General features: G+C 48.2%; 18 protein-coding genes. 5 read left to right on the top strand and 13 right to left on the bottom strand.

Features of this window, described 5'->3' with window-relative positions:
- Positions 1 to 202 precede the first annotated feature (202 nt).
- Positions 203 to 1,906, bottom strand: a complete 1,704-nt coding sequence (locus tag FMS18_RS03425; RefSeq protein WP_163292353.1) for a Na+/H+ antiporter NhaC family protein — start codon at positions 1,904 to 1,906, stop codon at positions 203 to 205.
- 328 nt (positions 1,907 to 2,234) lie between these two features.
- Here FMS18_RS03425 and thiC point away from each other — a divergent pair, with 328 nt between their 5' ends.
- Complete coding sequence (gene thiC / locus FMS18_RS03420) at positions 2,235 to 3,503, top strand: phosphomethylpyrimidine synthase ThiC (protein ID WP_163292352.1); 1,269 nt, start codon at positions 2,235 to 2,237, stop codon at positions 3,501 to 3,503.
- A 215-nt stretch (positions 3,504 to 3,718) separates the two neighbouring features.
- Positions 3,719 to 4,378 (top strand): hemolysin III family protein, encoded by a 660-nt coding sequence (locus FMS18_RS03415; protein WP_163292351.1) that lies wholly within the window; start codon positions 3,719 to 3,721, stop codon positions 4,376 to 4,378.
- 170 nt (positions 4,379 to 4,548) lie between these two features.
- Here the strand turns inward: FMS18_RS03415 and thiL are convergent, their stop codons facing one another.
- The 5 genes from thiL to FMS18_RS03390 all read right to left on the bottom strand — a co-directional run bounded on the left by thiL (position 4,549) and on the right by FMS18_RS03390 (position 11,764).
- Entirely contained in the window at positions 4,549 to 5,520 is a 972-nt protein-coding gene (gene thiL, locus FMS18_RS03410) for a thiamine-phosphate kinase (RefSeq protein WP_163292350.1), read from the bottom strand.
- A gap of 229 nt (positions 5,521 to 5,749) precedes the next feature.
- Positions 5,750 to 7,867, bottom strand: a complete 2,118-nt coding sequence (locus FMS18_RS03405; RefSeq protein ID WP_163292349.1) for an ATP-dependent helicase — start codon at positions 7,865 to 7,867, stop codon at positions 5,750 to 5,752.
- A gap of 122 nt (positions 7,868 to 7,989) precedes the next feature.
- Positions 7,990 to 9,288 carry an alkaline phosphatase family protein gene (locus FMS18_RS03400; protein ID WP_163292348.1) on the bottom strand — a complete coding sequence of 433 codons (1,299 nt, stop codon included), beginning with the start codon at positions 9,286 to 9,288 and terminating at the stop codon, positions 7,990 to 7,992.
- 207 nt (positions 9,289 to 9,495) lie between these two features.
- Positions 9,496 to 10,380 (bottom strand): DUF2156 domain-containing protein, encoded by an 885-nt coding sequence (locus tag FMS18_RS03395; protein WP_163292347.1) that lies wholly within the window; start codon positions 10,378 to 10,380, stop codon positions 9,496 to 9,498.
- The gene (locus FMS18_RS03390; RefSeq protein ID WP_163292346.1) at positions 10,373 to 11,764 is read right to left on the bottom strand and encodes an MATE family efflux transporter; all 1,392 of its coding nucleotides are present in this window, start codon (positions 11,762 to 11,764) and stop codon (positions 10,373 to 10,375) included. The genes FMS18_RS03395 and FMS18_RS03390 overlap by 8 nt, the downstream gene beginning before the upstream one ends.
- Positions 11,765 to 12,052: 288 nt before the next feature.
- Here FMS18_RS03390 and FMS18_RS03385 point away from each other — a divergent pair, with 288 nt between their 5' ends.
- The 3 genes from FMS18_RS03385 (at position 12,053) to FMS18_RS03375 (ending at position 14,587) form a co-directional block, all read left to right on the top strand.
- Positions 12,053 to 12,460 (top strand): winged helix-turn-helix domain-containing protein, encoded by a 408-nt coding sequence (locus tag FMS18_RS03385; RefSeq protein WP_163292345.1) that lies wholly within the window; start codon positions 12,053 to 12,055, stop codon positions 12,458 to 12,460.
- 29 nt (positions 12,461 to 12,489) lie between these two features.
- A complete protein-coding gene (locus tag FMS18_RS03380) occupies positions 12,490 to 12,642 on the top strand; it encodes a hypothetical protein (RefSeq protein ID WP_163292344.1) in 153 nt (50 codons plus the stop codon).
- 199 nt (positions 12,643 to 12,841) lie between these two features.
- Entirely contained in the window at positions 12,842 to 14,587 is a 1,746-nt protein-coding gene (locus FMS18_RS03375; protein ID WP_163292343.1) for a tetratricopeptide repeat protein, read from the top strand.
- A gap of 88 nt (positions 14,588 to 14,675) precedes the next feature.
- Here the strand turns inward: FMS18_RS03375 and FMS18_RS03370 are convergent, their stop codons facing one another.
- From FMS18_RS03370 to FMS18_RS03340, 7 genes are all read right to left on the bottom strand, one after another.
- Positions 14,676 to 15,551, bottom strand: a complete 876-nt coding sequence (locus FMS18_RS03370; RefSeq protein WP_163292342.1) for a hypothetical protein — start codon at positions 15,549 to 15,551, stop codon at positions 14,676 to 14,678.
- Between the two features lie 244 nt (positions 15,552 to 15,795).
- Positions 15,796 to 18,054, bottom strand: a complete 2,259-nt coding sequence (locus FMS18_RS03365) for a carboxyl transferase domain-containing protein (protein WP_163292341.1) — start codon at positions 18,052 to 18,054, stop codon at positions 15,796 to 15,798.
- A gap of 9 nt (positions 18,055 to 18,063) precedes the next feature.
- Positions 18,064 to 19,482 (bottom strand): biotin carboxylase N-terminal domain-containing protein, encoded by a 1,419-nt coding sequence (locus FMS18_RS03360; RefSeq protein WP_163292340.1) that lies wholly within the window; start codon positions 19,480 to 19,482, stop codon positions 18,064 to 18,066.
- A 401-nt stretch (positions 19,483 to 19,883) separates the two neighbouring features.
- The gene (locus tag FMS18_RS03355) at positions 19,884 to 20,492 is read right to left on the bottom strand and encodes a lipopolysaccharide assembly protein LapB (protein ID WP_163292339.1); all 609 of its coding nucleotides are present in this window, start codon (positions 20,490 to 20,492) and stop codon (positions 19,884 to 19,886) included.
- Positions 20,493 to 20,674: 182 nt separating this feature from the next.
- Positions 20,675 to 21,946, bottom strand: a complete 1,272-nt coding sequence (locus FMS18_RS03350) for a Y-family DNA polymerase (protein ID WP_163292338.1) — start codon at positions 21,944 to 21,946, stop codon at positions 20,675 to 20,677.
- On the bottom strand, positions 21,946 to 22,380 hold the full coding sequence (locus FMS18_RS03345; protein WP_163292337.1) for a LexA family transcriptional regulator: 435 nt from the start codon (positions 22,378 to 22,380) through the stop codon (positions 21,946 to 21,948). Before FMS18_RS03345 ends, FMS18_RS03350 begins: the two co-directional genes overlap by 1 nt.
- Positions 22,381 to 22,477: 97 nt before the next feature.
- Positions 22,478 to 23,395: an exopolyphosphatase gene (locus FMS18_RS03340; RefSeq protein WP_163292336.1), complete on the bottom strand. Its 918-nt coding sequence runs from the start codon at positions 23,393 to 23,395 to the stop codon at positions 22,478 to 22,480.
- Positions 23,396 to 23,416 lie beyond the last annotated feature (21 nt).

Genomic DNA, 23,416 nt, shown 5'->3' with positions numbered 1-23,416 from the left:
ACGGAAAAACAAAAAATCCCTCCCCCCGAATCAGATCGGAGGGAGGGATCAGATAGTTGCTAAAGCACCATCTGCGGCGTCACTGTAAAAAATGCTGAAACTCACGTATGTCGTATACGCGTCGTTCCAGCATTTTTTTTGTTTCTTGCATCTGGCACTTTCTCATCAGTCTGCCAGATTTATTGGTATCTTCTGCTGCGAACTAATTCGAAACAGGCTTACCAAGGAATCTTACTGTTGCAAGTACTGCCAAAACGCCTACAGGCAGGATGATCAGTACGGGCATTCCGAGTCCTGCGGGGATGTAACCGAACAGGATGGAGATGGTTGCTACCGGGATGGCGTAGAACAGCTGTGTTCTGGTGTGATCGATGTGGTCACATGCGGAACCCATGGAGGACAGGATTGTGGTGTCCGAGATGGGGGAGCAGTGGTCGCCGAAGATAGCTCCGGTGAGTACCGCACCGATGTTCAGGATTACGTAGCCCTGCTCGGGTACCAGCGCGAAGGCCAGCGGGATGCAGAGCGGCATGAGGATTCCCATGGTTCCGTAAGAAGTTCCTGTTGCAAAGGAGATGATGGACCCCATGATGAAGATAATGGAGGGCAGCAGGAAGGTCGGGATGGTGTCGGAAAGGACATTTACCAGATATGCTGCGGTTCCGAGCTCTTTAATGATGCCGGAAAGGGACCATGCGAGCAGCAGGATTACTGCGGTGATGTTCAGGGATTTAACGCCCTGCACCCAAGTGGAAATGGCTTCATCAATTTTCATGATTTTTTTGCCGATTGCCATGGCAAGGGCAATAATCCCGGCTACGAGAGCAGCCTGAAAGAGAACAACAGAAGCATCGGAAGCACCGAAAGCTTCCTGAATAGCCAGAAAGCTCATGGGAGATTCAAATACAGCTTTAGCTGCTGCATCGTCGCCGCCCATAATGCCGTTGTATCCATTGAAGTAAAAGCCGAGGAAAGCAGCAACTATCAGAGATCCGATAGGAATGATTGCGTTCCAGATACTGGGCTTTACGCCTTCGACCGGCTGCAATTCTGTTGCTTCATCCGCCACCATAGGCTTTGCATTGTCATCAAGCAATTTGCCTGTGGTGCGTGCTCTATGTTCAGCTTTGTACATGGGTCCGAATTCGCGCATGAACCAGATAGTGGCAAGAATGAAAACCAGAATGAGAATGTTGTAAAAACGATAAGGAATAGTTTCTACAAAGATGCCGTATGCATTCATGGTGTAGCCGATGCCCTGCAAACCGTCACGGATGAGACCTACTTCATAGGCTACCCATGTGGAGATCAGCGCAATACCCGCGATGGGAGCAGCTGTAGCATCAATAATAAAGGCAAGTTTTTCGCGGGAAACTTTCATTTTGTCGGTGACAGGACGCATGATGGGACCGACGGTCAGTGAGTTTGCGTAGTCATCGAAAAAGATGAAGAGGCCGAGTACCCAGGTTACGAACTGTGAACTTCTGGGGCTTTTGGCTTTTTTAGCAAGAGCATCAGCAATTGCTTTGGCTCCACCCATTTTAGATACCAGTGCAATAAGACCACCGATAGCGAGGCACTGAAGTACAATACCGGCGTTCCACGGATCAGCAAGAGAGCTAAGAATTTCATTGGAAAGTCTCAGGAAGCCATTGACGAATCCATCGTAGATATTGAAGTCGCCGACTTCAAGCATGAATGCACCGGAAAATACACCGATGAGCAGTGAAAGAACAACGTTCTTAGTAATGAAAGCAAGAACGATAGCAACCAGCGGTGGAATAAGAGTCCACATGCCGAATTTCAGAGCATTAGCAGGTCCGAGGCTTGAGTCGGCTGCAAATGCGGGCTGGCATAGCAGTGTAAATAGCACTGTGAATAAAAACAATCCTCTCCAATTGCGCATTTTAAATTTCCCCCTTGAAATATTATGTGTCGCAAGAAAATATGAATTGCTGATCTACTAGAAAATTGGCATAAACGCAAATTTGATTTTGTATCTGTTTAATTTTCCATGATAAAATTCTGAAATGACACACTTTAAGTGTATAGAATTAACGAAAAGTCAGTAGAGGTGTTTTTCGTAAGTCTGCGGGAAGTCCTGCTCTTATTTGATTTCGGGGTAAAAAGTTCCATTGTACCCGCTGACGAATTAAGGTAAGGACATTGCCTGTACAGACACCATTGATAATACGAAAAATGCACAATCCTAAATAACGTTATAAGGAAATCAGATGTTTTCAAAAAATAAAGCTCTCAAAAGCATATTTGATTCCAGCATTGATGAACTTTGCAAGAGCGAAGGTCTTTCAAAAGAGACCATTATTCAGGGCATTGAAGACGGGACCATGGTTCTGCTTGGGAACCCCAATCACAAGAATGTAACTCCCACCCTCATCGGGCAGCCCGCAAAGGTTAAAGTAAACGCCAACATCGGTACTTCTCCTTTTAAGAGTGACCGTGAAAAGGAAATGAAGAAACTTGATACCGCATGGAAAGCCGGTGCACACGCTGTGATGGACCTTTCCACTGATGGTGATCTTGATGGAATCAGGACTGATATGCTGGCTCAGTGCCCGCTGCCTCTGGGTACCGTGCCCATCTATGCAATGGCTCAGCAGTATGTTGCACGCGATGAAGACCCCGCAGGTTTTTCTTTTGATGAACTCCTTAAAGAGATTGAGAAAGAAGCAGAGCAGGGTGTAGATTTCATGACTCTGCATTGTGGCCTGACCCGTCGTGGTGCTGAGTGGGCAACCGAAGAAGGCGAACGCCTGCTGGGAATCGTTTCCCGCGGCGGCTCTATCCTTGCCCGTTGGATGCGTGATAACGATGCGGAAAACCCGCTGCTCACCAACTACGATAGAATTCTCGAAGTCTGCCTCAAGCACAACGTAACCCTCAGCCTTGGTGACGGACTTCGTCCCGGTGCTGGTGAAGACGCCGGTGATGCTGCGCAGTGGGAAGAAGTTCTCGTACTCGGCAAGCTTGCCAAGCGCGCTCATGAATATGGCGTTCAGGCCATGATCGAAGGCCCCGGTCACGTGCCCATGAATCTTGTGGAAGCACAGATTCGCGGTATCAAGGCTGCAACCTATAACGCACCTCTCTACGTTCTCGGACCTCTGGTAACTGATTCCGCTCCCGGCTATGACCACATTGCCGGTGCCATCGGTGGTGCAATTGCTGTTATGAACGGTGTGGATTTTCTCTGCTACCTCACTCCCGCAGAGCACCTGACCCTGCCTGAAATTGATGACGTTTGGAATGGTGTTAAGGCTTCTCTCGTTGCCGCCCAGTGCGGTGAAGTAGGACTTGGCCGTAAGGATGCTGTTCAGCGTGACAAAGACATTTCTATCGCACGTAAGGAACTTGACTGGGACCGCATTGCCGAACTGGCAATCGACCCTGCTCTGGCCTGCGCCCGTAGAAAAGACCACAAAGATGAAAAAGAATGCGCTATGTGCGGAAAATTCTGCGCAGTTCGTATGCTTTCCGAATAGTCCTGACTGATACTATAAAAGCCGCTCTGTACGTCTATAGATGATAATGGCCCGTAACACCGCTGGTGTTACGGGCTTTTTTTGTGTAATGTAATTATCTTATATTTAAACGATCGTTTGAATGCGAGCTTTTGCCCGCTTTTTGCAGAATTTCCTGCAAGCTGTTTTTCCGGGAAAATTTTAAGGACTAATTCGCTATTCAAGGACGGGATGTTATGCTGCAATATGTACGCGACCCCATGAGCGGGTTAACTCATTTTATAGGTTTTTGTCTTGCTATTGCTGGGCTGGTTATGTTGCTGGTTTCTTCAGTCAATCCGACCAGCGTGATGCATGTGGTTACTTTTTCGGTCTTCGGCGGGGGAATGATTTTACTCTACCTTGCCAGTACCCTTTACCACTGGTTACCCCTTTCCAAGCAGGGCATCCTGTGGCTGCGCAAGCTCGATCATTCCATGATCTACATTTATATAGCCGCAACTTACACACCCATCTGTCTTGTGGGGCTGAAGGGGGCTTGGGGCTGGTCATTGTTTGCAGCTATCTGGTCTATGGCTGTGGCCGGGATCATTACCAAGATGGTTTGGCTGAATGCACCGCGCTGGCTGTCTACCGGCTTCTATCTTGCTATGGGCTGGCTGGTAATTGTGGGAGCTTATCCCTTGATTCAGGCTTTACAGACCGGCGCTTTGCTTTGGCTGTTGGCTGGTGGAATTATGTATTCTGTTGGTGCGGTTATCTACGCCCTGAAGCGTCCTGATCCATGGCCCGAGTTCTTCGGTTTTCATGAAATATTTCATGTATTCGTCATGGCCGGAAGCTTTTGTCACTTCTGGGTTATGTATAAGTATATTACGGCCTTGGGCTGGAGTTGATTTTGATGCGCTATCGCGCTTTTTGATTAAAAGATTTCGCCTCCGGCGGCTTAAACCCTTTTTGTAAAAAGGGTTTGTTCCACTGTCGTTATCTCTAAGACTCGCGGAAAGACCGCTCGCCTAAGAGCTAATGCAAGAATCCCCAAAACTTTTAGTAAGCTTCGCTGAATTTATTTGGAAAAGTGGTCGAAGCCCCCAGCTGTATATTTCCTGCCGTTTAGGAATACTTTATTGTCCCCGGTGATTGTGCCTATCTGGTACAGGCCGGGGATTGCTGCTTTTAATTCTTCAAATCCTTCCGCGGAAGCAGCTCCGAACAGGGCGTAATCCTCACCACCGAGAAAGGCGTGTTCTGCTGAGGAAATCGATTTTGATTCAGCATAGCGAACGATTTCTTCGTGCAATTTCGATTTATCCAGTGAAATTTCAGCTCCTACATTTCCTGCACAGCAGCCCAGAAAACGGGGCAAATCGCGGGCCAATCCATCTGAGAGATCCATTAGTCCTTTTACATGAGGCGACTCGGCCAGTTCTATTCCGGCGGCAACGCGCATGGACGGGCGCAGGTGGGCTTGCACGCATTCGGGGTAAATTTCAGCTGCTTTTGGTCCTAGATCTTCAAGGGTCAGCAGTCCGGTGCGGGCCATACCCGCAGGGCCGTGCAGAAATAAAATATCTCCCGGCTTTGCGTTACCTCTCGATAAAAAACGTCCTCCAGCGGCTTCGCCCCAGACAGTTACAGAAACACCGAGATATTGCCCTCCGGAAAGATCTCCGCCAGCTAGGATTAGGTCATGCTGCTGCGCGAGCGCAGACATGGATTTAAAAAACGGTTCCCAGAATTCATTTTCCAGATTGGGAGGAATAATCAGGCCCAGTGCGAATCCGCAAGGCTGACCGCCCATGGCTGCAATATCACTGATATTTACCGCAAGGGATTTATAGCCGATGTCCGCCGGGGAAAAATATGATCTTCTGAAATGCACATCTTCCAGAAATAAGTCTTTACTGATGCACAAGTCTTTCCCCGCACGCAGGACAGAGCAGTCGTCCCCGCGTCCAAGAGTGACATGTCCATTTTCGGACGGGAAAAATTTATCGATCAGGGTCAGGAAGTCTTGTTCTGAATTTAGCTTGGTCATAATTGCCTCCGGCGGCTCTCCGAGGGCCAAAGAAACTTTTTGGAAAAAGTTTCTCTGGACACTTCAAAAACTTTTATTAGGGCTTCGCCGTCGTTAACGGACAATTTTACGATTGAATAGTGAATAAAAACTATTAAAACGTTTTGGGATTCTTAAACCCTTTTGGAAAGGGGTTAAGCCGCCGGAGGCAAAATTATTTCATTAAAAGCGCGTAGCGCATCAAATAATCTTACAACATCTCCACGAAATCTTCGACTATCACTTTGGGGCCGAAGCCGGGGAAATTAATCCGCAGCTTGTTAGGCTCGATGCGCTCAATGATCTTGCCGCGCCCGAATATCTTGTGCTTGCAATGACCCAGCTTCATGGGCGCGGGCTTTTGGGTGGTTGAAACCGAAGGAGCAGAATAGGGATCGGGCTGTGCCACCCTGTTTTTCTTTTTCGCCATGCCGCCGGAATAGGATTCCTGCAATTCATCGAAAAGCTCGGGATCCAGCTCGCGTAGAAACGGGCTGGGCACCGCCGGTTCGGAGAAGTCCGTATTTTTACGGTTGATGGAAGCCGGGGCACACATGATAAGTTCCTGCCGTGCACGGGTGCAGGCTACGTAAAGAAGACGGCGTTCTTCTTCATATTCATTGGGCTTCTGCATGGATTTGCGGGAAGGAAAACGATCTTCCACGAGGTCGATGATGATGACCGCGTTCCATTCCAGACCCTTGGCGGAATGGATAGTGGAAAGGGTGACTACATCTTCCGCTTTCTCTTCCTCGTTGTGCTGATCGGGATCAAGGCAAAGGTCAGTCAGGAAATATTCCAGATCATCGTAGTTGGATGCAATCTGGCTGAGCTGCTCAATTCCGGCTTCGCGGCGCGGGTAATCGTCCGGGTATTGAGCTACCAACAATGGCTTGTAAAGCGGTACGATGATTTCAAGGCAGGTTGCCGGGGAGGAGTTCTTTTTCCGCAGTCCGTCAAGATCGCGCAAAATATCCTGTAGCAACTGGTACTTCTTCGTAAATTTTCCCAGTGCTTTCTGGTCTGCGGAAATTACAGCTTGAGCGATTTTAGTCGCGGTCTTGGGACCTACTCCCTTGATGTGTCCAAGGGTACGCTGCCAAGCAATGATATCCGCCGGGTTGCTGACCAAACGCATGAAGGCCAGCACGTCTTTGATATGCGCGGCTTCGTTGAATTTCAGACCGCCGTATTTTTTGAAGCCAACGCCCAGACGTTTAAGGGCAACTTCCAGCCCGTAACTCTGGTATCCGGCGCGGAAAAGAACAGCCACTTCTTCCGGGCCATGCTTTTTTTGGAGTTCGATGATCCGGTCCAGTACGCGGTTGGACTGGCTGAAATCACTGAGGGGAACCATGAGTTGAGGTTTGTTTCCCCAAGTCTGTTCAGTGAAAAGTTTTTTATCGAATTTGATCTCGGCCCCGTCTAGAATGGCGTTAGTCAGGTCGAGGATGGGCTGGGTGGAGCGGTAGTTCTGCTCCAGCCGCACGACTTTTACATCTTCAAAAATATCGGGAAATTTCAAAATGTTGGTAACGTCTGCGCCACGGAAAGAATAAATGGACTGGGCATCATCGCCCACAGCCATGACGTTTCCGTTTTTTCCGGCCAGCAATCCTACGATGCGGGCCTGCACAAGGTTGGTATCCTGATATTCGTCCACCATGATGTACTGGTAGCGCGAGCGCAGGGAGTTACGCAGGAATTTATCTTCTTGGAGCAGCTTTTCAAGGTAGAAGAGCAGGTCATCGTAATCCATCAGTCCGTGCTGTTTTTTATAGACAGCGTAACCTTTGGCGATTTCTTCCATCTCGGATGCGTAAGTTGCCAGATGAAAGGCCTCGGAATTGACCAGCGTATCGATGGAGGTTTCCTTGTTCCGCGATTTGCTGATCATATCCAGCAAGGTGGATTTTTTGGGATATGAGCGATCACCTTTGCCGAATTTCAGGCTGTCTTTGACTTCTTTAACGGCTGCTTCAGAGTCACTGCGGTCCATGAGGGTGATGCCGTTGGGGAAGCCTATTTCCGCAGCGTTCTGGCGCAATATTGAATAAGCGAATGCATGGAAAGTTCCGCCTTGAGTGCCGTGCAGGTCTCTGCCCAGAATCAGTTCGGTACGTTGCAGCATTTCCTGCGCGGCTTTGCGGGTGAAGGTCATCAGCAGGATGGATTCGGGCGGGATGCCCTGTTCCACCAGCCATGCCAGACGGTAAACAATGGTGCGTGTTTTGCCGCTGCCAGCACCGGCAATAACCAGCACCGGACCTTGCGGATGTGTAGCAGCTTCATACTGCGCCGGGTTTAATTCTTTCTGAAAATCTATCATGATATATAGCCTTCGGCGACCCTGCCGGGGGCCTTAAACCCTTTTTGTAAAAAGGGTTTAAGAATCCCAAAAACTTTTAATAGGGCTTTGCCGTTTCGTATGTAAAATTTGTTGTGAATTTCTTAATCTGTCAAAGTAATATTAAACCAGTCAAGTATGATTTGTCCGGTCTGGTGCATGGTGCTTATCTGCTGCCCGTCGGAACTGTAGAAGAATGCGTCTTTTACAGTGTGTGTTCCGGTTCTGCCGTGGAATCCGAATATCTCGACTCGGTCAAATTTGGCTTTGAGATCGAATCCCGGTCTGGCGGTGCAGATCAGGTCCGGCGGGTCGCCTATGGGGTTAACTCCGTAAGCTTCGCGCGTTGTCTGCACTGAATCCATGATCTTTTGGCCGTTGAATTCGAGCAGCATAAGCTTCGCAGCTATTTCAGAAGCGATGTTCATTGCTTGTTCTGGGCTGACCTGTCCTCGTCCGAAACGATCAGACGTATGGATATATATTCTTCCGGGATCAAGGGCAAATGCTTTACTGCTCGGGGAAATAATTGTCGAATCCCATTGGTCTTTTGCGGGCTGAGTGTATTCAAGATAGCCATGCTGCACGAGGAAGGTGTTCAGGTCTACTTCGGTTTCAAGTGCCGCAAAGCCGTGGTCGGCGAATGCAATCAGTTTTTTATCACCCGGCAGAGCTTCAAATTTATCGAGCACAATGCCGATTGCCCGGTCCCAATTGTGCATGAATTCAGCAGCCTTGGGATAAAGCGGATGATTTTCGTCCTCGAAAGCGGGATAGAAAAAGTGAAAAAGGCGGTCCGTCTCCGTAAAGACGATGGTGAACAAATCCCACGCAAGGTCGTTCCAGAACATTTCCAGTGCTTTCAAGCGGCGTTCAAGGGTTAGTGCAACCTGATCAAAAAGATAATCCGGGTCCATAATGCCCCGGCTGGTATCCGCTTCAAGCTGGTATCCCGCATCACGCAACGGGCCAAGCAGAAATGGCGGTTGCACGGCTTTTTCAAGGGAGTCAGCCACAAAGCCGGAAATGAGCATACCCCGTACCGACTTAGCGGGGTAAGTGTTGGGTAGATTGATAATTTTGCTGACCAGTCCTTTTTCACCCAGCGCATCGAAAATGGTCGGACAGAGTACTTGCTCAAAGTTATTGATGGAAAGCGTATAATTTTGCGGATCAATGGACGTGAACCCGTAAAGTCCGTGCTTCTCCGGCTTCTGCGCAGTGAAGAATGAAGTCCAGTTTACCGGGGAAAGTTCCGGCAATTCGGCTGAAATAGGCTCGCATTTACCTGCAATACGGCCCAGATTGGGCAGTTTAGTCGCCCATTGCAAAGCAAGAGAGGCCGGAAGTCCATCCAGCCCCAATACTACTAATCTCTTTCTTTCTTTTTGCTTAAAAAACATAAGACAGCCTTCGGCGGCCCTGCCGGGGGCCTTAAACCCTTTTGCAAAAGGGTTTAAGAATCCCAAAACCTTTTAGTTTTTTTATTCACTAGATTCCCAGAAAGTTCTTCGTAACCAGCGGCGAAGCCCTATTAAAAGTTTTAGGAGAGTCCAGAGAACCCTTTTTCAAAAGGGTTATTTGGTCCCCGAAGGGCCGCCGGGGGCGAACTAAAGTACGGTCAATTCATATTTCTTCATAAAATTTACGGGATTGTATGATTCTTTTGCTTTACGCAATCCGGGCTCGCCGAGATCCTGCTCGCGGTTGACGAACTTTCTGTCGCTGGCATTGTTCTCCAGAAACATCTGGTTGATGGCTTGGTAAACGCCTTTGAAATAGGTGTTCCCTTTCTCGAAATGGATAACGATAGTGTCGTCCCCGAGCGGTTCGGCAATGGTGTAGGCGATGATGCGGTTACCGATACGCAGAGTTCCCCCGGAAAGATTTTTGATGGTGTCCATTTCCTTAAGCACTTTGGCGATCGCTTCGTTTTCAGCCACAAGAGCATCAGAGTGATTGTTTTCTTCCTGCCAGCGATACCATTCTAGCTGCATTTCCAGCACTTCCTCAACGCAGTCCGGGGTGATTTCACGGTACTCGTAATCGTACTTTTTCATGAACTGGCGATAGAGATTTTTCTTTTTGTGAAAACGATTGCCGCGCAGTTCGATTAGCTCCTGTACGGAATATACGTAATCGAAATGATCCCGGTTTTCAGTGATTTCGATTTTATCGCTGAAGAGTTCCTTGAGATACAGGGCCAACTTTTCCGGTACGCGGGTGAACTTGGTGCCCGGAGTGTTCATTAGTTCACATTTTTCCCAATCCGCACTGAACCAGTCTCCGATGGGTGCCCAGTTAATGACTTCGGGCTTAGTCTGACGCACATGGATCAGCCCGGACTGACCGCAACGCAATTCAAGTCCGTAGTGTTCGGTCCAGCCCCAGATATTTGCGAAAGTGTAGTCGGAAGTCCGTTGTGGGCAGGCCGCAAGGGCATCATCAAATTTATCCTGACATTCAAGAGTTATGGGCTTGAATTCGTTAGTCATTACTGGTCCTTTTATTGTTTTTCTTGATCATGCTGAACTTCTGCCAGTTTTTGCATGAGAATGTGTAAAAAATGATGGCGGCCTGCAATCCCTGTGAGATGAGCATGGCCATCCAGATTCCGGTGGCTGAATGAAGTACTTCGTGGCCGAGAAAATAGGCCAGCGGCAGCCTGCATCCCCAAACGGTGATGGCAAAGATGAACAGGTTGTAGATGGTCGCGCCTGCTCCGTTCAAAGCTCCGGCCATGATCATGGAGGTCAGGGTGAACGGGATCGCGAGCATGTTGTAATAAAGATAGTTTACAGCTTCATCAAGAACCACCTGTTCCGGGGCGATGATGGCGGTTACCGGATAGATTACCTGCCAAAGCAGCAGGGCGGTGATGCTCAGGAACCCGATAGCCAGAAACAGTATTCTATACCCGAATTTCTTGGCCTCGTCAGCTTTGCCGTCACCAAGGTAATGCCCGATGATGATGGACGCAGTCATGTTGAAGGCAAATGCGGGTAGGAAAAGGATCGATTCAATACGGATTCCTGCGGTCATACCTGCCAGCGCGATAACGTTGCCTTCGGGCAGGCTGGCAGTGATGGAGTAGAGTACCATGTAGCCGGAATGCCAAACTAATTGCATTAATCCACTGGGCCATGCTACTTTGAAAAGATAAGGGAAGGCACTTTTCATCCATTTCAGCGGGGCAATGCATTTGCGGCGCAGGTCACCGGAACGATAGAGGACTGCGAGGTTGAAGATGGCCCCCATCGTTACGGAGCCGAATGTTGCCCATGCAAGGCCCTTGTATCCGAGATCGGGCAGACCCCACATGCCTAGGCCTAAGCCTAGGTCGCCGATGGTGTTGGTAACTGTTACGATGATCATGCTGTACAGGGGCAAAAATACTTTTTTTTGCGCCCGGAAGACAGCATTGGTAATGATGAGCATGTAATAGATGGGCACGAGATAGAGAAATACCTCGATGAAATATTCCATGACATAACGCATTTCACTAGGAACCTGCAAAAGGGTCAGTATCCCGTTGCGGTATGGAAATCCGAAGGTGAATATAGTTAAGCCCAAGATTGCGCCGATGATGCAGCACAGGCCTACGTACCGTTTTGCCCTCAGTATCATGCCCGCACCGATGGACTGGCTGATTGCGGCTACAGATCCGTTTGCGGTAGCCATGGCGATGACCAGAAAGAAAAACAAGGATTGACTGATCATGCCCATGGAGGCCTGAATTTCGCGGCCCAGCTTGGATGCTACCCAGACGTCCACAAGGCCGATCATCAGGTGAAAGAGCATCATCAGGATTTGCGGCCATGACAGGTTCCATATGGTTCTGTATGGAGCGTTGGTCATGTCTGCGGTGGTCATATTCATAGGCGGGAAAAACTCCGTATTAAATCAAATTCGTATACAGCCGTATATTTCATATCCGCTATACTTGAATCAGATGAAAGTAGGAATCGGCTGCGGAGCTAGGAGTTTAGTTACAGTTTCAGGAAAAGCAAGAGTTCTGCGGGCATAATCTCATTTTTGCCCTGTTCTTGAATTTGCGGGATATAGATTTATTCTCATGCTTCATAAGCATGTACTTTGTGGACTGCTTTGTTTATGTTATCTAAAACATTGAACCAAAAGTGATTGTAAATATCAGGAGGCTGGATAATGGCGAGTGATGAAAATTTCTGTCCGAGAGTGCGGTTGAATCTATGGCTGGAAACAGAAGAAGGAATGCTGTTCGGTCTTGGAAGGGCGCAACTGCTGGAGCAGATTGAAAAACAGGGTTCGCTGAACAAGGCAGCCAAAGCACTCGGCATGTCCTACCGCGCAGCATGGGGCAGGCTTAAAAATACTGAAGAAGTTTTGGGAGATTCTCTGGTGCTTAAAACCCGTGGCCGCAAGGGTTGTAGCCTGACTCCGCTGGGAGAGCGGGTATTGGAAGACTACCGTCAATGGGTGCAGGAAGTGGAAAATTTCGCAGTCATGACCGCCCGCAAATCCTTTCCGTGGAATATCGCATCTTATGAGGAAGATATGGAGCGTATTGCACAGGAGAAGAAGGGTAAGAAGTAGATTTTTCTTACTGTTTTCAGGAGAATAAAATGTTTTCTGATTTGAGTATTTCGAAAATTAAACTACCTGTTTTAGCTCTTGGTTTGCTGCTTTGTTTCTTTTGCGTATCCTGTAAAACCGTTGATACTTCCGGCGAAGTCTCTGCAACGGTTACATCAATCAGTGGTGGAAGTTCTAAGTAAATTTTAGGTTTTGATTGTATTAACGTGAAGCCTCCTGTTCCCATAAGGAACAGGGGGCTTCTTTGTGTAAAGCAGATAAATTATATTTGTTTCAGGGCATTTTTTTTGCGCTTGATCTTTAGGTCGGTGTCGGGGTAGTCGGAGTGTGTTTATTTTGATTATTGTTCTTCTTATTTGATTATATTTTCAGGAGTTGGGAATGTCTAATAGTTTTGATGTGTTGAAAGAAAAATGCCCTCTGCTGTTTTGTGGGATATTGCTTTGTTTCATTTGTATTTCCTGTAAGGCAGCGGACAAGCCGGTTGCCGATAGCGGGGATGTTGTAAAAGAAGGTGTCCGTTTGAATAAGCAGGCTGAGAAGGCTTTTGTGAGTGCTTTAAAGAGAGTTAGAAAGCATCGCACGCTTTTCAAGGATCGGGAATCTTATCCTCCACTTAAAGATGGTCTTATACAGTCTTATCTTTTTCTGGATCAAAATAAAGGTGATGAGAAAGCCGTCGCAGCTCTTGCTGCCATGGACAAGGGCGATGTCCGACCTGCCGCAAATTGGTTTAAGGAAAAATATGTGCGTGATGTGATAAGTGACCCGCAGGGGGCGGCAATTCTATTGCGTCATTGCGGGCAGTTAAAAATGTTTTATGATCCAGTTTCAGGGGTGAATATACTCTACCGGGCCAGCGGTCATGAACCCGGAAATTACCAGGCCATGATGAATCTGGGAATTTATCTGAATCGCATGTGCAAGTATTCCAATGCAGATGTTATCTTGCGCAAAGCCATGTATCAGGCCCAAAAAGCAGGGGATGATTCCGTTCAGGCTATAGTTTCCAGTGAGATGGCTTATAGTTACCGTATGCGTGGTAAGGCAAAGCTGGCAAAAAAATATTTCCTGAAGTCCGTGGAAAAGAGTAAAGCCGCAGGTAATGATCATCGTGTGGCGATAGGTCTATTCCAGTTGGGCATGATTTGCGAACAGCTTAAAGATAGTTATTGCGCTGAAATTTATTATGGCAGGGCGTTGGCGGAATATGAAAAATTCGGTTGGAAGAAAGATGTTGCGGCCATGAATTTGAAGTTGGGCAGGATCTATGTGGATCAGCAAAAATGGCTGCTTTCCGAAGGATATATCCGTAAGGCGGTATCCGGTTATCAAGATTCGGGATACAAACTTGGGCTTGCTATGAGCTATCTGCTTTATGCCGATTTTTATAAAGGGCAGGTCAAAAATGATCAGGCCATCGCCAGCTACGGCAAAGCGCAAAAGATTTACGCGTCCCTGAAAATGCGTGAGCATGTAGCAAAAGTATATAAGGAAATAGGTTTCATTAAGTTTGACCAAGGCAATGTAATCAAAGCTATGGATGACTGGCTTGCCGCTTTAAAGATTTATAAAGATGTTGGTGCAGATAGTGAAGTGGAGGCTCTTTATTCTTTGCTGGGCGTAGCTTCTTTTGTCGTCGGTGATGTCTCCGGTGGGTTGGATCTTATGCAGCAAGGCATAAAGGAAAGAAAGCGTGAAACAGGAGAATTCGAAGAAGCTACAGGGTTTATTGTCATTGGGCGCCATGAAAAATTACTCGGAAATATTGCTAAGGCAGAAGATTCCTTTATGAAGGCTCGTAATTTGAGCCGTAAGCATAAACTGAACTGGGTTCAGGGAATGGCTTCTTTTCATTTGGCAGGCTTGTACCTTGGTCAAGATAAAATACAGAAAGCAGAACCGCTGTATTTAGAGTCTCGGGCTTTAATGGAAGAGCTTGAGGATCATCATATGGTTGCATCAAATAATTCAGCCCTTGGAATGATATATTTCAAGCAGAATAAATATGACCGGTCTGAAAAGTGTTTGTTGAAGGCCCGTGCTGTCTGCGTGCAGGAAGGGGATAAAGGTTCGGTTAGGGTTATAGATTACGCCTTGAAAAAGATTGAGAAAAACCGGAAATAGTTCAGCCAGTCCATACATATCAACTAAAACACCCCCTGTCCCATAAGGAACAGGGGGCTTCTTTGTGTTTGTTAAAGGGAGGTGACGTTTATTTCAGCATATAATCAAGATATTTGTTGTCCGTGGGACGGTCGGGCTTCTGGTTGTTATCGTTATTATTCGAGTTGTCGGGATTATTGTTGCTGTCAGGTTTGGTGTCCTGTCTGTTTTGATATGTGTTTCCTGAGTTGGAATATTCCGTGTCCTGACTGTTTGAAAACGAGTTTCCCGAGTCGTTGATTGTGTTCGTGTTGGTGGAGCTGGAACTGGTCTGACGTGTGCAGCCCGGTCTGTTTACGTTGATTGTCGGGTTGATGTTCACGTTGGCATTAGGGTTCGTATTCTGACTGATGACCGGGCCTTGGTTCGGCAGGCTCTGCTGGTTATTGTTGCTTGAATAACCTGAATTCGTAGGTCCTGACACACCGGGATAATGCCATGCGTTCATGGCATTTCTCATTTGGATTCTGACCCGGTCATGTCCTTTCATTGCGTAGCCAATGAAAATATAGGTTGTTCCTCTGTAGCTTGAAGCTACGAGGTAAGAGTCATACCATTTCCCATCACGGTCATAGCCTGAAAAAAATCTAAGTATTGCAGGGTAACCGGAAACGTGTCCCGGTTGTTCGTTCAGCAGGCGTTGGTACGGTAAGCCCTGACGTCTTAATCTTTGTGTCCATTTATCAAGTGTTGCAACCAGTGAACTTGAGGCCCTTTCTGCGTATAATTGAATTAGAGCGTCATTCGTCTGCGGAGTGCATTGTTTGAGAAGGTCGTTGACATCCCATCGCTGCGGCATTCTTTTGGATCTATGCCAGTCAGAAGGGCACTGAAGACCGTCGGCCATATTTTGGGCGGAGGAAACCGGAGGTAGTAGCAGGGCTGCCACGAATACCAGAAAGAATAATTTTATTACCTGTTTCATTTGCTGCCTCCTGCTTAAAGGGTTCACTCCTGCCTTATTTATACACTACTATCAGGAACAATGACAGCTACACGGGTTAATAAATTATACCGGCGAAGCCCTATTAAAAGTTTCTATGGCCGCCGGAGGCGAAGTCTTTTCATCAAAAAGCGCGAAGCGCATCAAATCTGCTTTTCAAAACTAGAACGCCCCCTGTTCCAAAAAGGAGCAGAGGGCGTTCTGTATATGAGGGGTGTGTGGTGTTTTATCTGTAATAGAGGTTGCGGCCACCTACGGTCAGGAAAGCCTGATGCAGGTTGCGGCGGATGTCGCGGCGATCCCAGATGTCTTGAATATGACCTCTGGAGAGTGCGTTGTATGCGGAATGGTAGTCCGGCGGAATTTCCATGCCGGTGGTTTCTTTGATAACACCCGGACCGGCAAATCCGATACGGGAGGAACGTACTGCGTACTGATAGGGTGAGCAGCCGAGGAAACTTGCTACCGGTCCGGCGTAGGAGTTGGTATCGTACAGGACGATGTAGAGTCCGCCGGACTCGATGTAACGGCGTACAGCCATGGTTACACGCGGCATCTGGATCAGGCCGTTGGTGCCTTCCTGAATACGGATTCCGGCAGTACCGTGCACGTATGCGAGGAAGGGGTAACGTTTCTTGCCGGCCAGCTCAAGGGCGCGGATGAATTTCTCACCTTCTGCCGCACCTACGGAACCGCCACGGAATGGGGCTACGAGAGTCGCACAGGTCACCTTGGTGTGCTTAATGGCACCTTCATAGGTGATGCAACCGGATTGCAGCCCGGTCTTGGCCTTGGCACCATCCAGTCTTTCCTGAAAGTTGGGAAAACCGGTGGGGTTGGCAGAGCATATGGATTTGTTGAATTCGCGAACTGTTCCCCAGTCGAAGAGGTTGGCCATGTACCAGCGGTATTCCATGGGAAAATGGTGTCCGCAAGTGGGGCATACTCCGGCGAATTCATCGAAAAGGTCACGGGACCAGATTTCGAGACAGCCGTTCTTCTCAGCGTTGGGACAGGTGATTTCCTTATCTTCGCTGGCGCGCGGGCTGACATAATGGCGATAATCAGATGGCGGAAGATCCGGTTCTGAATCTTCGGAAAGCTTGGTCAAAGCCGCTTCAACCTCGGAAACGCTTTTGGTACTTGCGCCCATCTTGCCGAGGAGCATGTGTTTAAGCTTGTCGAATTTGTTGGTAACAACATGCATTTCGTCCTTTGCTTCATCAGCAAGGGCCTGAATCTTGGACTGGTACTTCCTGATCATGTCGTAGCGTACGGTGGAATACGCAGCGGCCATGGCGTCAACTTTTGCGGAGTTGAGCTTTTCAAGGAAAGAACGCTTGTCGTCGAAAGCATCCTGTGCCATGCGGCGGTATTTTTTATAACGCTTCCAGAGCAGCCTGTCCTTGGCATTGGGGCTGATCTGCCAGCGGACGAATACGGATTCGTCAGTAAGATCTTTTTTATTGCGGTTTTTGATGGCCGCTTTACTGAACAGGCGTAAGCCTTTTACGCTCAGTACAACTTCATCGGTAGCCCGGATTACTTCAGCGCGAACCATCTTGTAGAAATCAAAATGTTCTGGACGTGCACCGAGAGCAGGCTCACGGATGACACCGTCAATGTAACCGAAACGCAGGTTGTCATCCGCAGTGATGCACTGGGATTTGGCGCAGGTTTCGATCAGTTCTGCTGGAGCGCGTTCTCCACCGCGGATACGGCCTTCAATTGCGGCTGCACCTTCGGGAGAGATAACGGAATAGTAACCGTGGGAAAGCATGAGGCGTTTATCAGCCATGGCGATGGCTTCTGCGCCGCCGGACCCACCTTCGGAAATAACGGAAATGACAGGAACATCAAGGCCGCACATTTCGTAGATGTTTTCCGCGATCTGCTGGGCCGCACCGGGGTAATCTTCCACCGGATAGGAACCGGGGGTGAAAACGTAGGTGTGGATGGGGATATTTTCGCGTGCGGCAACTTTCATGTAGCGCAGGGCGTTGGCATTACCCCACGGCTTAATGCAGCCGCCGTTACGGAATTCCTGACCATGGCCTTTTTCCTGACCTACGACCATTACCGGCTGGTTGTGGACTTTTTTGCCCACGCGGCGGGTGATGTAGGCCCTGGCGATAACCATGCCGGGGTCAATGCTCATGTCATCCTTACCACCTACAACAGTGTAGTTGTCGTAGACGTTTTCAAGGATGTCTTCGAGGCAGATTCTTTCGGAATGACGGACGATACGAACCTTGTCCATGGCGGACAGGGTTTTATCGAGGTCTTTTTCCAGTACTGCGAGGCTCTCGTCGTAAGTATTGAGCTTATCCCACAGTTCTTCCTGAGTCTTATTTATGCTGGTTTCAAGGAAGGCATCAAGCTTGCCTGCGAAGGCAGTAAGGCGTCTGTCCTCGGCATCACCGAGAATATCACGCGCATACTGGACCCGCTTGACCAACCCATCCAGTTTTTTTTCTATATCCATAATGTATTATTAGAATTCCAGTATGTTTGTTGATTTTTTGGCCAGAAACTTGAGGTTGGACTTCAGGGAAACTTCCTTTCTGTCCTTGCCTTCCAGAACGAATTCATCAAGGAATTCGAGTCCGCGTTTCTTGGATTCCTCAAGGTCCTTGCCCCAGATAATGGCCAGAGCCAGGTTGGGGTCAAATTCTGTGGGAATCTGGTAGGGCAGGTCTTTGGGGATGTGGGTGTGCATCTTGAGCCATCCATGCTCATCCCAATGGAGATTTTCAATTTTGCCTGCCCACGGTGCGAATTTGTCGTCAGTGTCTTCTGCAATGATTCTGTATTCGATTCCCACACCTTCAAAGGTGATGTCATCCTGAGTGTAGCCCATGTCATCGCCGAGAGCGAGCCTGATCTGTTCTTTGATCAGGTTTACGTCCGGGTTGCCCTTGATGCGTGAAATGGCGGCGGAAACACCGTTTTCAACCTGAATGCGGGTGTTGACTTCCATGAGGAAGGGCGCGCCTTTAGGTGTTACGATCCATTCCCATGTTCCCACGTTGTCGTAATTGATTTCGCGGGCCATGCTCAGGGAGTGCTCGACGATGTCATCGAGTACTTTTTTGGCATCAAAGGAATAGGCGATGCTTTCTGGGCAGAAGCCGGGGGCAACTTCAATCCTTTTCTGGCGGCCGGGACTCTGCACAGAGCAGTTTCTGGTGCCGAAATGGACATGTTGTTTGCCGGAGCGTTCGGAAACGATCTGAACTTCAAGGTGGTTGAAGTTGAAGATACGCTGCTCAATGAGTACGCCTTCGTCGTTGAAGGTACGCAGGGAGTAGTTTCTGATCTGACGGTAAACCTGACGGAATTCCTCGATGGAGTAAACTTCGTCAATACCCATACCACCACCGCCGGCAGATGCTTTTACGAGGACAACGGGGTTACGCACTCCCTGTTCTTTTTGGAATTCGAACAGGTTGGATGCGATTTCTTCCGCTTCCAGTTCATCGTAAATGGCTCTGTCGGAACCGGGAATGGTCGGTACGCCGAGTTTTCTTGCCAGACGTTTGGTGTTGATCTTGTCGCCGAGATCGCGGATTACCCACCAGGAAGGCCCGATGAAAGTCATAGGACGATCCCTTTCGGTTACCCTGCGGGCGAAACGAAAGTTTTCGGAGAAGAATCCGTAACCCGGATGCACAGCGGTACACATGGTCTCATCCGCAACGGAGAGGATGTCTCCGGCATCGTTGTAGGATCTGATTTTGTAGACCGCAGCTTCACCGCCAAGTTCTCTGGCAATGGTTACGTGTCCGGAATCTTTGTCCTCAGCCGTGTATACACTGACGAAACTGAGTCCGAGATCTTTACATGCCTGCATGATGCGCACGGCGATCTCGCCTCGGTTAGCAATAAGTACTTTATCTGTTTTGGGATTCAAAATGACTCTCCTGAGTCTTTCTGGTTAATTCAATATATTATGTTTGGTGGACCTGTTTTTTTCAAAAAAATACGCAACCGTTTTAAGCCAAATAAGGCTTCTGTCAAGTTAAATATAACTAACACTTACGTAGGTATAATTGGCCCTGATGACGTTTTAGGGGCAAAATTATAACCAGTTGAAGAGGTTAGGCTTGTGGTTTTGTTAAAAGTTGACCTTTGAGGACGTTCCGTTTTTTTTGGGTATGAACTCCGCCAGAATTCATTACAGTTTGCCCTGATAAAACAAACACGCGTATTTCGTCAAATTTTGAATAAGGGGTTCTTTCAGGGGTGGAAAAAAGAAAATCCCGCATTTTATTGATTAAAATGCGGGATTAAGTGTGCTTGCGCAAAAAAAGATTAAATGAGGCCGAAGCTGATCATGTTAAGGATGTCGGTTTCATCTTCTTGAGATTCAGTGGATTTAGGTCCGGCTTTGGCTTTTGCGGATTCTTCCACGATTTTGTCTACCGCAAGGTTTTTCTTATCATCCGGAAGATCCAGCTTAGCCACAAACATTTCTGTTTCGGAAATTTTTTGCGGGGTGAACTTGTCCTGCCAGACGGACATACGCGTGTAGATGGTTATGTGTTCAAGAGCTTTTTCAGAATTATCGAGTTCTTTGTAGGCCCGGGCCAGTTTTCTGTGAGCCAGCCTGATGTGGCCCTGCTCCAGTTCAAGGTTAAGGCCTTTGTTGATGATTTCAACAGCTTCTTCGTACTTGCCTTCCCGAAGGTAGCAGTCGCCAAGCATGATGTAGCTGGGACCGTACTCCGGGTTGCAGTCGATTGCCTTTTCAAAATAGACAGAGGCTGCCTTGTCCTGATTGAGCATGAAGGCGACAGTTCCCGTCTGATGAAGACCGGAGGCTTCATTCTTGGTGCCGCAGCCGGTTAAAAGGGCTGCAATTATCAGGGGCAGGCCGATCAACGTTGCCTTTGTCCTGATGCTTGTAAATGTTTTATTCATAGTTTTATAGACAGTAATCCTGTTTTCCCCGACAAGGGCTTTTGAGTTTTACTTTCACCTCGTCTAATGCCCTAAACTTTTCGAATGGGCAAGCAGGATCGGGGGCCCATTTTAGTTTTAACGACATTTTACGGCAAGCGCGATTTATTGAAAATGCCGACAGGGCTTATCTTTTCAGGCAGTTATCCAATCTCAGGCAGTTCATCCCAGCAGGTGGTGTAGGCTGGAGATTTATAATTTCTGTTCATTTTCCACGGCTGTTCAAGTCCTTCTGAAGCATAGCTCAGGGTGCGTCTGCCAAAGCGGGTATTGGCTGAATCCAGCAGGTCCATGAGTTTTTCTTTTTTGGCTGATTCGTTCTTTCGCTCCAATTCCAACAAGTTGGTTTGGCGGTTATATTTTCCACAGATATCCAGCAGGACAATTCCGGTTTTTTTGTATTTGAATCCTTCCTTGTATATGGAACGGATACATTGCAGCCCGGTGCGGATCAGTTCCGGTGTGTAGTCCGTGGCAACGGAGAGCATGCGGGTGGCGGAATTGGAGTATTGCGGCAGATTGTTGTGTCGGTTGGTGGTCAGGTAGACCATGACTCCTCCGGCAAGAGAATTTTGGTCGCGCAGTTTTTCTCCGGCCCGTGCCACATAGGCGGCGACGGACTCCTCCAGTTCCGGCAGAGATGAAACCGGGCGTCCGAAAGAGCGGGATGAGGATACAGTTTTTTTGGGTTGCGGGGAATTGTCCAGTTCAAAGCAGGGCGTGCCGCGCAATTCAAGTGCCGTGTGCAACCCGGTTATGGACATGCTTTTTTTGATCCACAAATTAGGCAGATCCTTGAAGTCACGGGCAGTGTTCACGCCACGGGAGATCAGCCTTTTGCCGTGTCTTCTGCCGATTCCCCAGACACCGGTGACCGGGACTTTACCCAGCAGCCTATCCATGTCTTTTCTGGCGCAGAGGCTGAATATCCCTTTAGTCTGTGGATGTTTTTTAGCAAATCTGCTGGCTATTTTTGCTAGGGTTTTGGTGGGACCGAACCCAACCGAGACCGGAATTCCTGTCCACTTGAGAATTCTGTCTCTGATCTCCTGTCCGATGCTGGGTAGCTCGCGGAGCATGCAGGGCGGGAATTCAAGGAAGGATTCATCAATGGAGTAAACTTCAAGGTCCGGGGTAATAGAGGCAAGGGCTGAGGTGACCCGCTGGGAAAGGTCGCCGTAAAGGGCGTAATTGGATGAGAAAACCTCCACATTGTTTTGCTGGAAAAAGTTCTTGTATTTGAAGGCCGGGGCAGCCATGGGAACACCAATGGCCTTGGCTTCCTGTGATCTTGCGATAACGCAGCCGTCATTGTTGGAAAGTACCACTACCGGGCGGCATCTGAGTTCCGGTCGGAAAAGTCTTTCACAGGAAACGTAAAAGTTGTTGCAGTCCACCAGCGTAAAAATTCGCACTATATTGCCTTGTGAATTATATAGGTCACCACTCCCCAGACTTCAAAGGATATGTCTTCGGTTATTTCCAGTATGGGATAGTCCGGGTTTTCCGGGGCGAGGAAAAGTTTTCCTTCCCTTTGTATCAGTCTTTTCACGGTAAGTTCCCCGTTGAATATGGCGATAATGATGGAGTTGTGATGAGCGTCTTGCGAGCGGTCCACAACAAGTATGTCCCCCTGATTGATGTTGGCATCAAGCATGGAGTCTCCGTAGGCCCGGACAAGAAAAGTTGCTGCCGGATTGCTGATCAGCTGCTCATTGAGGTCCATCTTCTTATCAATGTAATCGTCAGCCGGGGAGGGGAAGCCTGCTATAACTTCAGATAAAAGTATGGGAAGTTCGAGTTTAGTCGTTGTTTTTGGGGAAAATGTTTCTGCGCAAAGATATTTCATGTTTATTCTATATTGACTTTCGACGACTGCTGTCAATCTTAGATAAACAATATGCATAAAAAAGAACCTGAATGCAAAAACATTCAGGTTCGGGTAATTATTTTTTATCCATAAACATTGCGACCATTTGACCGAGGGCAGCGTCCGCCTCATCGTGAGGGACCTGACAGGTTCCGACCTGCTTGTGTCCGCCGCCTCCGAATTTGAGCATTACGCTACCGACATCCACTTTACTGGTGCGGTTGAGAATGCTGTGTCCCACAGAGAAAACTGTGTTCTGTTTCATCTTACCCCAGATTATCTGGATGCTGATGTTGCATTCCGGGTACATGGAGTAGAGGGTGAACCTGTTTCCGGGATAAATCTCATCCTGTTCGCGAAGATCAAGGATGGCTACATTGCTGAACATCTCAGTCCGTTTTTCCAGCATTTCACGGAATTGCTTATCTCTTTCGAAATAGAGATCCACACGTTCTTTTACGTCGGGTAGCTTGAGGATTTCACTGATGGGCAACTCACGGCAGTAATCAATGAGATGTTCCATGAGTTGGTAGTTACTGACATTAAAATGTCTGTATCTGCCGAGTCCGGTTCGGGGGTCCATGATGAAACCAAGTAAAATCCAACCCTTGGGGTTTGCAACTTCCTCGGCAGTAATGTCGCCGCTGTCCACTTTGTCTACATAGTGAAGCATTTCATCGAATTTATCGCCGAATTTTTCATGACCGCCGAAATATTCCCAGATAACACGGGCCGCACTTTTTGCCGGTTTGGACATGCCTTTATAGTCCAGCTTCATGTCGAGGCGTTCATCTTCGCTGGAGTGGTGGTCAAACCAGTAGCCGCAACCTTCTATATAAGGAACGTTGGCAACAATATCGTTTGGGTCGCCGGGATAGCGTCCGTCCTGAACATCCTTGGGATGGACAAACATCCAGTTGTCCATGATTCCGATTTCTTTGAGCAGTACCGCACAGGCAAGGCCGTCAAAGTCTGATCGTGTCAAAAGCCGCATTAAACTCTCCGTCTGCTGGGA

Origin of the sequence: Desulfovibrio sp. JC022, assembly GCF_010470665.1 — a bacterium.
Taxonomy (GTDB): Bacteria; Desulfobacterota; Desulfovibrionia; order Desulfovibrionales; family Desulfovibrionaceae; genus Maridesulfovibrio.
The sequence above is the reverse complement of the archived record's forward strand: the minus strand, read 5'-3'. Positions and strand labels throughout refer to the sequence as shown.